Genomic DNA, 14,387 nt, shown 5'->3' on the forward strand with positions numbered 1-14,387 from the left:
TGGAAGTGAGTTAGTTTTATTTATTATTTGATTAGAATTGCACTACTTTTTTCTTCTTCTATTTTTTTATTTAACTCGGCAAAATAAAGATCTTCGTCTATAGGAAGCTCCACTTCTTTGCCTAACCAGCTTGATAGATGAATCGCGTTAGCCAATGCAACACCATGAATACCATCACTTCCTGGAGCCAATAAAGGTGTTCCGTCTAAAATGTTCGCTGCAAAGTTTTCTAGCACTGCAGAATGCTGCCCGCCCCAAACACTTTCAAATTCAATTACTTCTTCACTTAAAATGTCAGCTGCACCGCCACCCATGAAAATACGCATAACATCTTGCATACTCATTGAATCGCTCATCTCAGATTCCGCTTTGTGTAATCGCTTAATCGTTACCTTCTTGCTATCATCCACAACAATTTTCCCTTTGTCGCCTAAAATTTCGAAGCGGTCTGTTCCAATAATGTCGTGTGTACATGTAATGAAAACACCTGTTGCTCCGTTTCCATAATCAAGCAATGTAGTAACTTCATCCTCTACAGCGATATTTCTTTGATAGCCATATTTCACATTTGAATAAACTTTTTTAGGCATTCCACAAATCCATTGCAACAGATCTAGTTGATGTGGTGCTTGGTTTACAAGGACTCCACCACCTTCACCCTCCCAAGTTGCTCTCCATGCACTTTGATCATAGTATCCTTGAGGTCTCCACCAAGTAGTAATAATCCAGTTTGTACGGCGAATAGCTCCAATTTCACCATTATCAATAATTTCCTTCACTTTTCGGTAAAGTTCGTTCGTTCGTTGATTGAACATGATCCCAAAAGTTAGTTCTGGTTTAGTTGCCGCAAAATCATTTAGTTCTTTCACCTGTTTTGTATAAACACCTGCAGGTTTTTCTAATAAAGCATGAACGTCTCGTTTTAATGCCTCAATACCCATTTCCGGGTGCAAATAGTGAGGTACACAAGTAACTATGCCATCCACATCTCCACTTTCTAGCATATCGATATAATCATCATAGAAAGGAACATCAGGATATTTTTCTTGAGCCATTGCTTTTTTTGCTGGATCAATGTCACAAATTGCTCCAATCACCATGTTATTTACTTTTCCTTCTGTGATAAAGCTTGCATATGCTCCACCTTGTGCACCTAAACCAATAATCCCTAATCTTACTTTTTTCATCATCCATTCTCCTCGCTATATAATTTTAGGCGCTTTTGACGAAACTCCTTCGCTGTAACACCTACTTTTTCTTTAAAATATCTACTAAAATGGGAAACGCTTTCAAAACCACATTCAAAAGCAATATCTTTTAATGATTTATCCGGCTCCATTTCAAGTAAATATTTTACTTGCGTTAAGCGACAACCCATTACATACTCCATTACAGTAAATCCAGTCATTTCTTTAAATACATGAGAAACGTAGGATTTACTTAAACTAAGCGTTTTAGCTATCGAATCTATTGTCAATTTAGACATATAGTTCTTCTGGATATAAGTTGCTATTTTTTCAGCATGGTACGTTTTTTCAACCTTATTACTGGGTGGTTGAATCGAATCTAGTTGACCAAGTCGATTTACGATAACAAGTATTTGAAGTAGTAATATTTTCTGTTCTGTTTCTGCATGCTTGTTTCCTAAATACTGCGAACGACTAACCTCTTCCAATTGAAGAAATAATTTTTCTAATCCCTTAGATTCATCGTTTTCTTTTGTTCGAATTAGACAATGATGCAATGTATCAAAAACATTTAATAGATACATTCCTCCCAATTCATTCAATACACCTTTAATCCAATGTGGTGAAAAATGTAGGACACTGCGAACATATTCACAATTATTAGGAATATTAGCTTTATGAAGAGCCATACCATCCATCAATAAAATATCACCAGGCTCTAAATCGTAAATTTGATTGTGAATCAAGTACCTACAAGATCCTGAGTGAAAAAAATAAATTTCATATTCTTGATGTGAATGATAGTCCATCTGTGGCCATCTTTCCGATACGCGATAAAATACACTTAAATACTCATTCAAATTGATCTTTCCTTCCAGAGGAATTGTAATTATCATATAATACTGAATAATTAAAATCATTATCTTAAAATGTTTGTTTTTTCTAAAAACTTATCTGGAAGTGCTTTAATAAAAACACTCTTAGATAATTTTTACATTTTAAAAGTACCACAGTTCTTAATTCCGGAAAATAATTAAATAATTTACATCTACTCTCTAATTATTACTTATTTTGTTATAATGTAGTTACATCGCGGTATTGACAGATATTTCTGGATAATTAAAATTATTTTTTCTTGCACTTCTTCGTTTGATTGATTAATCAACAAATAAAATACTCGTATAACGCTCCAGGAGGAAAATAGATGAACATACATACAGGTGATGCTAGTTATATTAGAAAGTTAAATAGAGGTTTAATCTTAAAACACATCATAGAACATGGCATGATTTCACGAGCGGATTTATCTAAAGCAATTGGCTTAAACAAAGCAACTATTTCTGTTCAAGTAGCAGATTTGTTGGAAGAGAATTTAATTTATGAAACACAGCAAGAGCATTTTTCTATCGGCAGAAGGCCTATAATGCTTGCCATTAATGGAAAAGCTGGTTATGTATTAGGTATTGATGTTGACCATCAACAAATTCAATTTACTATATGTGATTTGACTGGTAGAAAAGTTCAAAGTGATACTCTACATCCTCAAACCGATGATTATGATGAAATTGTTCAGTTACTGATTGATCACATAAAAGAATACGATAAAAAGTATTCAAATTGCCATTTTGGCATGATTAGTGCGGTAGTTGGTATACATGGAACTGTCAATAAAGACGAAAGCATTCTTTTTGTCCCTAAATACAATTGGCATCGTAAAAACTTGAAATTAGATTTGGAAAAAGAACTTGAAAACATCGATATATACATTGAAAACAATGCAAACCTTTCATCCTACGCTGAACGAGTCTATCACTATCATCACAGTGATAATTTATTGACTATTCTTTTAACATCAGGTATTGGTGCTGGTATCATGATTGAAGGTGAACTCCACAAAGGTTACCACGGCTATGCAGGAGAGATGGGACATATGATAATTGTTCCTGATGGAGAGCGTTGTAGATGTGGTAATCTTGGTTGCTGGGAGCTTTACGCTTCTGAGCCAACACTCGTTTCTCAACTATCAAAGCAATTAAATAATCCAAATTTAACGCATAAGGACGTTCAAACAATTATAGTAGAACAAAATCCAATTATTGATGAGCATATGGATCAATTTATAAAATATCTCTCTATTGGTTTGAATAATATTATTAACTTATACAACCCTGAATCCTTAGTTTTAAACAGTGAACTGTTACGTCTGTATCCAAATGCCATAAAAAAAATACAAAGCAATCTAACATCTTCTATGAGTAATTATCACGAATTAACTATATCTGAGCTTGGTTCTAGAGCATGTGTCATGGGCGCATGTGCATTAGCAATTCAGCGCTTTTTAGAAGTACCCGAGCTAATATATTGATTTTTTATTGAAAGTTGAATTTTAGAAAATAAGATGATTTACCTTTCACATCTACTTAAACACCCCCTTGTTCTGAATTTCAAAGGGGGCGTTTTGTTTTGGAGATTTTTTAAACCTTTAAGTTGTTATAACGCAAAATAAGACTTCGCATTTTCATAGCAAATATTGCGCACGTATTTCTCTAGTAACGCCATATCCTTTGGAACTTTCCCTTGTTGAACCCATGTTCCAAGCAAGTTACATAAGATTCTTCTAAAATATTCATGTCGTGCGATTGAAAGGAAGCTTCTCGAGTCCGTTAGCATTCCTATAAAATTGCTAATCAATCCTGTATTAGCTAGAATTTTCATTTGATCTTCCATGCCATCTATTGTGTCATTAAACCACCATGCAGTTCCAAACTGGACCTTACCAGGGATTCCAGATGATTGGTAATTCCCTGCCATTGCTGCGAGCACATGATAATCTTTACTATTCAAGCTGTACAACACAGTTTTAGGAAGATGATTTCTTTCTTCTAAAGAATCCAATAATCTCGCCAACTTGTCAGCGATTAAGTGATCCCCAATAGAGTCAAAACCGCTATCTGGACCTAATAATTTAAACATTCTTGTATTGTTATTGCGTTGTGCACCTAAATGCAGTTGCATAACCCAACCTTTAATGGAATATAGTTCACCTAAAGTAAGTAATGTATATGTTTTAAATTGATCGATTTCTTTTAACGACAGCTCTTCACCTTGGAATCTCTTCTTGAAAATTGCTGCTACTTCCGCCTGTGTTCCTTTTTCAAAGAACATTACACTAATACCATGGTCAGAACTTCGGCAGCCATTTTCATCAAAATAATCAACTCGGTTAGCTAGTGCTGATAAGAAAGATTCATAGTCCTCAATTGTATAATTTGTCGCCTGTTCCAACTTCTTGACCCATGGCAGAAATTCATCCATCTCAATACTTAATGCTTTATCTGGGCGGAAAGATGGAGACACAGTTGTTCCAAAAGAATCGTTCTTCAAAGCAATATGGCTTCCCAAATCATCTGTTGGGTCATCTGTTGTCCCTACAAATTCAACCTTCTCTTTTTTTAAGAGAGATCTAACTGAAAGTTGAGGTGTAGCTAACTTTTTCTTCGCTTCTTCCCAAATAGCTGGTGCCGAATTTTCATTTAATATTTCATCAATATCAAAATATCGTACTAGCTCCAGATGTGTCCAATGGTATAAAGGGTTTCCAAATGTATTTGGCACGGTTCTAGCCCACGCCAAAAACTTTTCATAATCGTCTTTCTCACCTGTCACATATGCTTCATCAATTCCATTTGCTCGCATTGCTCTCCATTTATAATGGTCTCCTGCAAGCCATATCTCGGACAAATTATGATACTGTTTGTCCTGTAAAATTTCTACTTGGTTCAAATGATTATGATAATCGATTATCGGTAAATGCTTGGCAGTATTATGATAAAGTTCCTTTGCCGTATCGTTATATAATAAGAAATCATCTGTAATAAAAGTTTTCATCTGAAAACAACATTCCTTCCTTTTTATGCACCGCGCTTTTAGTTTGTTTGGACGTCAAACAAACTACTTATTACTGTATGTAATCTCTTAGCATTTCATATGATTGGCTTTTTAAGAGATTTCCATAAAACAGCAACAATGATGCTCCTATTATTTTTGTGCCTGGAATGCATCCCAAGAACCTAGTAAATACATGATACCTAGTGCTCGATCGTACAAGCCATAACCAGGACGGCACACTTCATTCCATAAATGGCGACCATGATCCGGTCTTACATAGCCTGTGTAATTAATTTCTGATAGCTTTCTCACAACATTCGTCACATCGATTGAGCCATCAGATGTGTAATGTGATGTCTCGATGAAATCTCCATTTTCAAATATCTTTACATTGCGAATATGCGCAAACGGTGAATACTGTGCATACTTTCCAGCCAAGTAAACCATGTCATTCGATGGGCTTGCACCTAATGAACCCGTGCAAAATGTAAGTCTATTTGATGGGGAAGAAGATATTTCTAACAGTCGTTTTAAACTTTCTTCACCTGTCATAATTCGTGGTAAGCCAAAAATAGAATAAGGTGGATCATCCGGATGTATAGCCATAGCCACTCCACACTCTTCTGCGATCGGCAATATAGCATTTAAGAAATAAGATAGATTTTCCCATAGATCTTCCTCATCAATATCTTTATACGCCTCAAATAATTCTTCGATTCTAGCCATCTTTTCCGGTTCCCAGCCAGGTAACGTCAAATCTGACGCTTCAGCGACTGTTTTCACTAGCTCTGCAGGATCTAATGACTCTACCTTTGCTTTTTCAAAAAATAAGGCTGTCGAACCATCAGGTAACGGATGATATAAGTCCGTGCGAGTCCAGTCAAAAATCGGCATAAAATTATAGCATATTACTTTAACGCCTGATTTCGCCAGGTTACGAATTGTTTGTTTATAGTTTTCAATTAACTGTTCTCGTTCAGGCAATCCAAGCTTGATAGATTCATGAACATTGACACTTTCTACAACCTCAGCATGAAATCCATATGACTGGATGTAGCTTACCTCTGATTCAATTTCTTCTGTGCTCCATACTTCTCCAACTGGTTTGTCGTGCAAAGCCCAGACAATCCCCTTCGTACCTGGAATTTGTTTTATTTGTTCTAAAGTGACCGTGTCATTTTCTCTTCCATACCATCGAAAAGTTATATTCATCGTCAATTATCTTCCTTTTTTATAATCGTGACATATTCGGCTGCCAGTTGTTTAACCGCTAGCTCTCCACCTGCTCGATAAGCTTTCGTTAAATCACTTCCAATTCCTACAGCTACTGCGCCTGCATCAAGCCACTCATTAATATTTTTTAAACTAATACCGCCTGTAGGCATAATACGAACATACGGAAGCGGTCCTTGAACCGAGGAAATAAAGCTTGGTTCAAATTGATTTGCTGGGAATAGCTTAATGATGTCACAACCAGATTCCATTGCTTTCACCATCTCAGATATTGTCATGCAGCCCGGCAAATATGGAACTGCGTATCTATTACATAAAGCTGCAATAGACTTTTGAAAGTTAGGACTTACGATAAACTTTGCTCCATGTAAAATGGCATGACGAGCTGTTTCTGAATCCAATACAGTACCTGCTCCTACAATTACCTCTTCATCAGCCAATTGGTTTAACACTTGACCGACTTCTGGTGTTGTATAAGTAAGTTCTATCGCCCGGATTCCGCCTCGAATTGCAGACTTTGCAACTTGCACTGCTTCCTCAGCAGTGCCACCTCTAATAACCGCAACGATTTTCTCATCTATCAGTTGTTGTAAAACATCATGTTTTGGAAGCATACTTTTCCTCCTTTATCTAATACGAAACCACGATTACCGTGATATTTGTTCTTTTTCTCCTAAAATTACTTCCATATCTTCTAAAAAAGGTAATCCCTCATTATCTCCAGGAACTCCAATTACATAACAAGCGACTGCGTTTGCAAAGCGCAATGATTTTTCAAGTGACCAATCATTTATCAAACTATATATATAGCCGGCTGCGAAACCATCTCCAGCTCCAATCGTATCAACTATCTTTGTAGAAATAACTGGAGATGCGTCAATTATTTCACCCCCTTTATAACCGATTGCACCTTTTTCACCACGTTTTAGAACAATATGCGTTATGCCGTAATGCTTTCCAAGTTTTATAAGTTCCTCCATATTCGCAGACCCTAAAAGTAGGTCAGCTTCCTCTTCTCCTGTTATTAAAACATCTACAAATGGTAGAAATGATTGGAGAACTGCCTTTGCTGTTTCTGCGGACCAAAGTTTCAACCGAATATTCGGATCAAACGTTACTACGACATTATTCTTTTTAGCTAATTTCACCAGTTGAAGAACTATATCCTTATTCGTGTCATTTATAGCAGGGAATACGCCACTTATATGTACCACTTTTGAATTTCTAACATATTCCTCATCAATATCCTCTACTTTAAATACATTTGTAGGAGAGTTGTGACGATAATAGTAGGAATTAATTCTTTCCTCGTTTAATATTTCCTTAAAATATACAGATGTCGGAAAACCTTTCACAAGCTCCACTTGGGATATATCAATTCCTTCACCACTTGCATAACTCGTAATATACCTCCCGAATTCATCTTTTCCCAATCGACTAATCCACCCAGTCTTGAGCCCAAGCCTTGAACAACCTATCGCTACATTCAACTCGGCTCCCCCGACTTTTCGTTCAAATGTATTGACAAAACGAAGTGGGCCATTTGTTTGGGGATTCATTGTAATTAGTGCATCTCCAATTGTTATAACATCCAAAATATTACCTCCGTTCTGCTTTTTAGATTTCTCATGTCGATTTCCGCACGATTAATTCGGGCGAATATAGCATGATTTCTTTAAGAGATTCACCAACTCCATCTATCTTTTCTAGTAGCAAATTCGCTGCATTTGTCCCTATTGCAAAAGCCGGTTGTGCAACGATTGTTAGTGGCGGCTGAAAAATCTCAGAATATGGAACCTCATCAATACTAGCAAGTGCAATATCAGTTGGAATACTCCACCCTTTTTTATTGATAAATTTCAATGTTTCCAATAAAGTTAAATCATTTCCACAAATCAGTGCATCAGGTCGTTCTGGTTGCGAAAACATTACTTCGAGTACTTCCTGTACATCCCCCATCCTGACTCCAGCGTAAAAACCATCAATTAAGGGCAATGAATATTTTTCTAACCCTTTAATAAAACCGTTAAGCCGCTCAATACGTGGTGTAATTTGTATTTCTAAAGAAGAAGTAATAAATGCTAACCTTGTGTAGTTTTTCTTGTATAGATGCTCAACTAACATTTCAGATGCTTTTTCATTGTCTAACAAAATTGTACTAACACCTGAATCCTGTATGATTCGGTCAACGAAAACTAGCGGATAGTTTTCGTTGACCATCTCTTTGTAAAGCTCTGCATTTCCAGCAGTCGGAAAAATGATTAAACCATCTACCTGTTTTGCTCTAAGCATCTCAATGTAATTACGTTCTTTTTTCGGATCATCGTCCGCATTACAGACAATGACACTTAAATCCGATTTGTTACAGATATCTTCTATTGCTCTAATAACCTGAGTTGAAAAGGAATGTAAAATATTCGCAACTATCACACCAACAGTTGATGTCTTTTTTTGCTTTAAACTTCTTGCTACGACATTTGGCTTATAATTCAATTCTTCTATTGCTTCTCTAATTCTATCTTTTGTGTCGGCACCCATAAATTCGTAGCGTTTATTGATATACTGAGAAACTGTACTCTTTGAAACATTCGCTTTTTTAGCAACATCTGACATAGTAACCGCTTTCAAATATTAACACTCCTATTATAAAAACTTATTACTAAACCGGTTTAGCGCAATTATATAGCACAGTTTTAAGAACATCAAGGAGTTTTTAGAAAATTTTAAATAAAAAATAAATAACACAATATAAGTTTAATCGTTTAAAATGACACTTTTCTGCTGGGAAGAGCATCCTAACTGCTTTAGAAATATAGGTTCAAGCTAACTAAATAAAATGTGCCTGTTGAAATTCATTTACTTTTTTAATAAAACGTGAATCCTGTACTTATCGTAGCGAAATGTCGCGATGTCTGCAAAAGTGATCTTTAACCAGGCATATCTGTTAAGGATTCCTTGAGTTTCTCTTTTACTGGATTATCTTGAGTAAGTGGCAAACGAATAAGCGTCAAATCTAAACTACTTCTTGCACGAAATTCGCATCATCATACTTGTCCTGCATGAACTTTAAAGAGAATAGTTTGCATGTTTTAGAGATCATTTGATTGAGTCATTTCTTTTTATCTCCATGCATGTCAATTATGCCGAGTGTGATCCCTATATAACGCTTTAGGCTATGTTCCTTCATTTTTATTAATGATGTAAAATATCTATTAGAGCATAGTGAAACTCCAGAAAAAAGAAGCCTCGTGAATCAAAAAAATAATAAAAAAATTTATTATTTATCATTTTTAAAATCATCAACAATTGTTTTTTATCATTTTACTTCTATTTTTATCAATTCTAGCTACTTATCGAACTAAATCTTTAAATATTACAAAATTATCATTTTTGTTATATTTATGATACAAAATTGTTATATTAAAATGATATTATATTACCTGCAAGTAACAGTCATTAAGGAGAATATAATATTATGAATAAATGGTCATCAAAGCTAGCAGCGTTAACAGTAGGTACAACTGTCTTATTAACATCTGTTGGACAAGCTTCAGCAGCTACATATACAGTAAAATCAGGCGATTCATTATCTAAAATAGGAAAAGAATTCAACATTTCATCTAAAACAATTATGGATTCAAACAATTTAACTTCTACTTTAATTTTCCCTGGACAACAATTAATAATTGGTGAAAATCAAACATCTACTACTAAAACTACAAGTTCTACGACGTCATATACAGTAAAATCTGGGGATTCATTATCAAAAATTGGTAGTCAATATGGTGTTTCATATAAAACTTTAATGGAGTGGAATAATTTATCTTCAACTCTAATCCATGTTGGACAGAAACTAGTAGTTAAAGGTTCTACAACAAATCCACCATCAAATTCAGCTGTATCAAGTAATACATCTACTTATATAGTCAAATCAGGCGATACATTATCTAAAATTGGTAGTAAATACGGCATTTCGTATCAAAACATCATGAAATTAAATAATTTATCTTCTACAAAAATCTCAGTTGGTCAAAAATTAATTATTAGTGGCTCATCAAATTCTCCATCAGTATCAAAGCCAACTTCCCCTACTTCATCGGTAGGGAACACTATTGCTTCAATTGCAAAACAATTAAAAGGCGTAAAATATGTTTTCGGTGGGGCATCACCAAGTGGCTTTGACTGCTCAGGTTTTATTACTTATGTTTACAATAAAGCTGGTATTTCAACGCCTCGTTTATCATCAGCAGGCTTCTACAATGCATCTACACCTGTTTCTACACCACAAATTGGAGACTTAGTATTCTTTAGTAATACATATAAATCTGGCATTTCACATGTCGGTATATATATTGGCAATAATCAAATGATTTCTGCAAGTGGTTATTACGTACAAATTAGTAAAATTGACGGAGCCTATTGGGAAGATCACTTCACAGGTTATGGTCGTTTAAACTAATTACTATCACAAAAAGGGGCTGTCCCAAAAGTCATAATGAATGACTTTTGATGACAGCCCCGTTTTTAATTTAATAAAGCGCAGGAATGATATATTTAATGTAAATTTTTGATGAATATATCTTTTATAATCTTCTTCCCTCTGAATTTCTCTAGAATTCATTACTTTTAAGACATCCTTCTTTATCGAAACTATTAATAATAAGTTCAATATTTTTACTTTCGCCCGCAATTTCGTTACGCTTATTTAGATTACACTTCCGGAGGGATATTCATGAAATTAAGTATATTAGATCAAGTACCTGTTTCCAAGGGCAGTACGTCCACGGAAGCGTTACATAAAAGTGTTCGACTGGCACAGTTAGGAGACAAACTAGGCTATGAACGATTGTGGTTAGCCGAGCATCACAATACCACTTCCCTTGCCAGTTCTGCACCAGAAGTAACGGCGGCCTATTTAGCCGCCAAAACAGATAGAATCCGCGTTGGCACAGGTGGTATCATGATGATGCATTACTCACCTTACAAAATTGCAGAAGTGTTTAAAACATTGGCTGCTCTTGCCCCTGGTCGGATTGATTTTGGCGCAGGTCGAGCGCCTGGTGGAGACGGGCCTGCCATGAATGCGCTCGCTAGTGGTCGTCGCCCGGAAGTAACGGAGCAGTACGATAAATTAGAAATTATTTTGCGTTTAATGAATGAACAACAAACAGGTGAACCCGTTTATGATGCGGTTATTGCATCACCTACCAAAGTACAGCTACCTGAGGCTTGGTTGCTCGGTTCAAGTGGTCAAAGTGCGCGTCAGGCAGGTCAGGCAGGTGTCGGTTACTCGTTTGCGCAGTTCTTTAACGGACAGGCATCAAAGGAAATTTTCGATGCCTATAAAGCGGCATTCCAGCCTTCTTATTTTATGGAAAAGCCAAAAATTATCGTCACGTACGCAGCGACTATTGCAGACACGCGTGAGGAAGCTGAATATTTAGCACTTCCAATTCAAATCTCCCGTCTAAATTTAATGCGCGGGCGTATTATGCAAGGCATTTCACCAGAAGAAGCAAAAGACTATCCGTTGTCGGAAATGGATAAAATCTTTTTACAAAATAACCGTCACCTGATGCTCATTGGGACAGCAAAAGATGTCTCAGAACAACTTTACCTTGAGAAGGAGCAGTTTGGATTTGATGAAGCTATGCTCAATTGCAATCAATTTTCAATCGAAGACCGCCTGAACAGTTATCGCCTTCTTGCAAATGAGATGCTTTAAGCTATAATACCCTCTCCAAGCAAAACGGGGATGTCCTTTAAGCAGAACAACTAGCTTTCTATATGGCAAAAATCCGCTTCGCTTTCCGCGGGCACAGCGTAAGTCGCAACCCTCGCTACGCGCGGTTTGTTGCGTCTTACGTCTCGTGCGTGCTCCTGCCGCTACGTTTCACTCACGCTTTCGTCGCAAATGATGTTCCCGCAGGAGTCTACGCGGATTTTTACCTGTATATCAGAAAAACAGCTACACTCTGCATACTTTTTTCTTTTAGGACAGCCCCGTTTTGTTTTTCCGTTCTCTAATCAAACTACTATAAAATCTATTTATTCTTAAACCATCCACTAGGCTGAACATCTAGATTAATATTTACCTGTTTTACCTCCTGGAAGGCTTCTAATCCGAATGTGCCTAGTTCTCTACCGATGCCGCTTTGTTTGTAGCCTCCCCATGGTGCTTCGTTAAACGTTGGATGATAGGTGTTCACCCAGGTAATTCCTGCTCTTAATTTACGAATCACTCTTTGGGCTTTCGCTCCATCAGATGTAAATACAGCTCCTGCAAGTCCGAAGTCCGAAGCATTTGCTAATTTAATTGCTTCTTCCTCATTCTCAAAAGTTTGAACGACCAATACAGGTCCAAAAATTTCTTCTTTCACAATGGTCATATCAGTATGCGTATTGATGAAAATTGTAGGGGCAACAAAGTAGCCTTTGTTAAATAATTGATGACCACCGCAAACTAGTTCTGCGCCTTCTTCTTTTCCTTTTTCAATATAATCTAAAACCTTTTCCATATGTTGTTTTGAAATGAGTGGACCCATTTCCGTTTCCGGATCAGTCCCCACCCCTACTTGTATTGCGTTCGCTCTTCTAACTAATTCAGGAATGAATTTTTCGTATAGTGATTGTTGAATTAATAATCTCGAACCAGCTGAACATACTTGACCTTGGTTCGCAAAAATCGCATATAGTGCATAGTCAACTGCTGTTTCAAAATCGGCATCTTCAAAAACAATATTTGGTGATTTCCCACCTAGTTCTAGCGAGATATTTTTTAGTGTATCTGCAGCACTTTTCATGATTTTTTTACCCGTTACTGTGCCTCCAGTAAATGCAATTTTGTCCACTAGTGGGTTTCTAGCTAACTCCGCACCTACTGTTCCGCCTGCACCAAGGACTAAATTCACTACACCTGGTGGGAACCCCACTTCATTGACCAATTCAAATAACTTAATTAAACTAAGTGGCGTCTGTTCTGCTGGTTTGATCACAACTGTACAGCCAGCAGCGAGAGCAGGAGCCAATTTTTGAACAGCCATGACTAAAGGGTAGTTCCATGGAACAATGAGACTTGCCACACCAACAGGTTCTTTGACAACAAAAGCTTGAATATTATCGGGCACATCATATACTTGTCCAGTAGGTTTCGTTGCTAAACCTGCATAATAACGAAATTGATCGACAGCATCTTCAACATCATAACTTGATTCTCTTAATGGTTTTCCATTATTTAAAGTTTCTAGCTGTCCAAACGATTCAATTTCTCTTTCAAGTTTGTCTGCCAGTTTAAATAATAATGCTGCCCGTTCTCTTGCGTGTGACTCTCCCCACCCATTAGTGTAAAAAGCTTCATGAGCCGCTTCGATGGCATTTTTTGTATCGCTAATTGTCCCTTCAGTAACTATAGCAATTACTTCCTCAGTAGCTGGATTAATAATTTCTCTTGTTTCACCACTATGACTCAAAAGCCATTGATTATTGATATACATTTTTTTCACATTCATTGAGCAATGTCCCCTTTATTTAAAACCTCTCGGATTCTTTGAATTAATTGAATTGTTTGACCGATTTCTTCAACATTCGGTTTTCTGAAGTAGCGTACAGGAGGAATTAGCATCCATATAAAATCACCATAATTCGGCCAAATTTCGATGTTCCAAGCATTATCTTTTTTAGAATAGACTAGTTCTAGTTTTTCAAAATCAATAGCTCTACAGATTTCAATTAGCTCTTGATCTTGATTTAATAGCGTAACTAAAGGATTACTTGATGAAGAAGAAAATTTCGGTTCTTTAGTACTCGAGAATTTTCCGGTATACTGCAATTTAATTGTAACATTACTAGCCGTTTCGTAATCTTCAATCATACAACTCCATTTAAAAAGATAAATTCTTCCCATCCATTTATTCATTACTTTGTAAGAAGAATACATACTTTTAATGCCCAAATTCTCTACATCTAGTTCAATCCGATTAATCTCTTTTCGCGTCACTGCAGTGTATGTTTTAAATTCATCGGTAACAATCCCTAATGAATTCCAAGCCCTATTGTCGATAATAGAATAGATCCCCATGT

At 36.3% G+C, this 14,387-nt stretch carries 12 protein-coding genes and 1 pseudogene; 4 read left to right on the forward strand and 9 right to left on the reverse strand.

What is annotated here, in order from left to right; all coding sequences use genetic code 11:
- Positions 1 to 23: 23 nt before the first annotated feature.
- Positions 24 to 1,187 (reverse strand): Gfo/Idh/MocA family protein, encoded by a 1,164-nt coding sequence (locus tag ACIQ2D_RS07505; protein ID WP_402861777.1) that lies wholly within the window; start codon positions 1,185 to 1,187, stop codon positions 24 to 26.
- The gene (locus ACIQ2D_RS07510; RefSeq protein WP_402861780.1) at positions 1,187 to 2,047 is read right to left on the reverse strand and encodes an AraC family transcriptional regulator; all 861 of its coding nucleotides are present in this window, start codon (positions 2,045 to 2,047) and stop codon (positions 1,187 to 1,189) included. Before ACIQ2D_RS07510 ends, ACIQ2D_RS07505 begins: the two co-directional genes overlap by 1 nt.
- Before the next feature lie 344 nt (positions 2,048 to 2,391).
- Between ACIQ2D_RS07510 and ACIQ2D_RS07515 the strand changes: the two genes are divergently transcribed.
- Positions 2,392 to 3,552 carry an ROK family transcriptional regulator gene (locus ACIQ2D_RS07515; protein ID WP_402861783.1) on the forward strand — a complete coding sequence of 387 codons (1,161 nt, stop codon included), beginning with the start codon at positions 2,392 to 2,394 and terminating at the stop codon, positions 3,550 to 3,552.
- A 125-nt stretch (positions 3,553 to 3,677) separates the two neighbouring features.
- Here ACIQ2D_RS07515 and uxaC read toward each other — a convergent pair whose 3' ends face one another.
- From uxaC to ACIQ2D_RS07540, 5 genes are all read right to left on the reverse strand, one after another.
- Positions 3,678 to 5,075: a glucuronate isomerase gene (gene uxaC / locus ACIQ2D_RS07520; RefSeq protein ID WP_402861786.1), complete on the reverse strand. Its 1,398-nt coding sequence runs from the start codon at positions 5,073 to 5,075 to the stop codon at positions 3,678 to 3,680.
- A gap of 150 nt (positions 5,076 to 5,225) precedes the next feature.
- Complete coding sequence (gene uxuA, locus ACIQ2D_RS07525) at positions 5,226 to 6,287, reverse strand: mannonate dehydratase (protein ID WP_402861789.1); 1,062 nt, start codon at positions 6,285 to 6,287, stop codon at positions 5,226 to 5,228.
- A gap of 2 nt (positions 6,288 to 6,289) precedes the next feature.
- Entirely contained in the window at positions 6,290 to 6,922 is a 633-nt protein-coding gene (locus ACIQ2D_RS07530; protein WP_402861792.1) for a bifunctional 2-keto-4-hydroxyglutarate aldolase/2-keto-3-deoxy-6-phosphogluconate aldolase, read from the reverse strand.
- Between the two features lie 33 nt (positions 6,923 to 6,955).
- Entirely contained in the window at positions 6,956 to 7,903 is a 948-nt protein-coding gene (locus ACIQ2D_RS07535; RefSeq protein ID WP_402861795.1) for a sugar kinase, read from the reverse strand.
- Positions 7,904 to 7,934: 31 nt separating this feature from the next.
- The gene (locus ACIQ2D_RS07540; RefSeq protein WP_402861797.1) at positions 7,935 to 8,936 is read right to left on the reverse strand and encodes a LacI family DNA-binding transcriptional regulator; all 1,002 of its coding nucleotides are present in this window, start codon (positions 8,934 to 8,936) and stop codon (positions 7,935 to 7,937) included.
- Between the two features lie 366 nt (positions 8,937 to 9,302).
- Between ACIQ2D_RS07540 and ACIQ2D_RS07545 the strand changes: the two are divergent.
- From ACIQ2D_RS07545 to ACIQ2D_RS07555, 3 genes and pseudogenes are all read left to right on the forward strand, one after another.
- Positions 9,303 to 9,371 (forward strand): annotated as a pseudogene (locus tag ACIQ2D_RS07545) (hypothetical protein); the annotation flags it as partial.
- Positions 9,372 to 9,783: 412 nt separating this feature from the next.
- The gene (locus ACIQ2D_RS07550; protein WP_402861800.1) at positions 9,784 to 10,767 is read left to right on the forward strand and encodes a C40 family peptidase; all 984 of its coding nucleotides are present in this window, start codon (positions 9,784 to 9,786) and stop codon (positions 10,765 to 10,767) included.
- Between the two features lie 273 nt (positions 10,768 to 11,040).
- Positions 11,041 to 12,033 carry an LLM class flavin-dependent oxidoreductase gene (locus ACIQ2D_RS07555; protein ID WP_402861803.1) on the forward strand — a complete coding sequence of 331 codons (993 nt, stop codon included), beginning with the start codon at positions 11,041 to 11,043 and terminating at the stop codon, positions 12,031 to 12,033.
- 319 nt (positions 12,034 to 12,352) lie between these two features.
- Here ACIQ2D_RS07555 and ACIQ2D_RS07560 read toward each other — a convergent pair whose 3' ends face one another.
- Together ACIQ2D_RS07560 and ACIQ2D_RS07565 are read right to left on the reverse strand one after the other, a co-directional pair.
- A complete protein-coding gene (locus tag ACIQ2D_RS07560; protein WP_402861806.1) occupies positions 12,353 to 13,816 on the reverse strand; it encodes an aldehyde dehydrogenase family protein in 1,464 nt (487 codons plus the stop codon).
- Complete coding sequence (locus tag ACIQ2D_RS07565; protein WP_402861809.1) at positions 13,813 to 14,385, reverse strand: DUF3156 family protein; 573 nt, start codon at positions 14,383 to 14,385, stop codon at positions 13,813 to 13,815. The genes ACIQ2D_RS07560 and ACIQ2D_RS07565 overlap by 4 nt, the downstream gene beginning before the upstream one ends.
- Between the last annotated feature and the right edge of the window lie 2 nt (positions 14,386 to 14,387).

Origin of the sequence: Lysinibacillus sp. NPDC097287, from assembly GCF_044761695.1 — a bacterium.
Classification (GTDB): domain Bacteria; phylum Bacillota; class Bacilli; order Bacillales_A; family Planococcaceae; genus Lysinibacillus.

What these genes read in the sequence shown, in the direction of transcription:
- uxuA (WP_402861789.1), bottom strand. Translation starts at nt 6,287, where the DNA reads ATGAATATAACTTTTCGATGGTATGGAAGAGAAAATGACACGGTCACT.
- uxaC (WP_402861786.1), bottom strand. Translation starts at nt 5,075, where the DNA reads ATGAAAACTTTTATTACAGATGATTTCTTATTATATAACGATACGGCA.
- ACIQ2D_RS07550 (WP_402861800.1), top strand. Translation starts at nt 9,784, where the DNA reads ATGAATAAATGGTCATCAAAGCTAGCAGCGTTAACAGTAGGTACAACT.
- ACIQ2D_RS07530 (WP_402861792.1), bottom strand. Translation starts at nt 6,922, where the DNA reads ATGCTTCCAAAACATGATGTTTTACAACAACTGATAGATGAGAAAATC.
- ACIQ2D_RS07560 (WP_402861806.1), bottom strand. Translation starts at nt 13,816, where the DNA reads ATGAATGTGAAAAAAATGTATATCAATAATCAATGGCTTTTGAGTCAT.
- ACIQ2D_RS07515 (WP_402861783.1), top strand. Translation starts at nt 2,392, where the DNA reads ATGAACATACATACAGGTGATGCTAGTTATATTAGAAAGTTAAATAGA.
- ACIQ2D_RS07505 (WP_402861777.1), bottom strand. Translation starts at nt 1,187, where the DNA reads ATGAAAAAAGTAAGATTAGGGATTATTGGTTTAGGTGCACAAGGTGGA.
- ACIQ2D_RS07565 (WP_402861809.1), bottom strand. Translation starts at nt 14,385, where the DNA reads ATGGGGATCTATTCTATTATCGACAATAGGGCTTGGAATTCATTAGGG.
- ACIQ2D_RS07555 (WP_402861803.1), top strand. Translation starts at nt 11,041, where the DNA reads ATGAAATTAAGTATATTAGATCAAGTACCTGTTTCCAAGGGCAGTACG.